We start from the raw sequence: 279 nt of genomic DNA, 5'->3' as shown, positions 1-279 counted from the left end.
GCACGCAGCATCAGGTCCAGCACAGTGCGGGCGTAGTTGAAAGTCTGGGTCTCGGTCGGGGCGCCGGAGTACTCGCCGTAGTTAGCAAGCTCGCTGACGAAACCAGCGGAGGCAATGGCGTCGGCGTAAACGACGGAAGCACCACCACCGGCGACGAGGGTCCACACACGGCCGCTGGAGTTGAGGACGGTCAACTTGAGCGAGGCACCGGTCTTAGCATCCATGTCGGAGATGAACTTCTCCTCCTTGCTGAGCTCACGACCGAAGGGGGCGGGGAAC

The 279-nt window shown here is 62.7% G+C and carries 1 protein-coding gene; it reads right to left on the bottom strand.

Features of this window, described 5'->3' with window-relative positions; translation table 11 throughout:
* On the bottom strand, positions 1–279 hold a 279-nt coding region (locus MN204_RS21825; protein ID WP_249872910.1), incomplete at both ends, for an ATP citrate lyase citrate-binding domain-containing protein.

This window comes from Oceanobacillus saliphilus (genome assembly GCF_023522835.1).
In the GTDB taxonomy this organism is placed as follows: domain Bacteria; phylum Bacillota; class Bacilli; order Bacillales; family Amphibacillaceae; genus Oceanobacillus; species Oceanobacillus saliphilus.
Note: the sequence above shows the minus strand (reverse complement) of the source record. Positions and strands in the feature narration are given on the sequence as shown.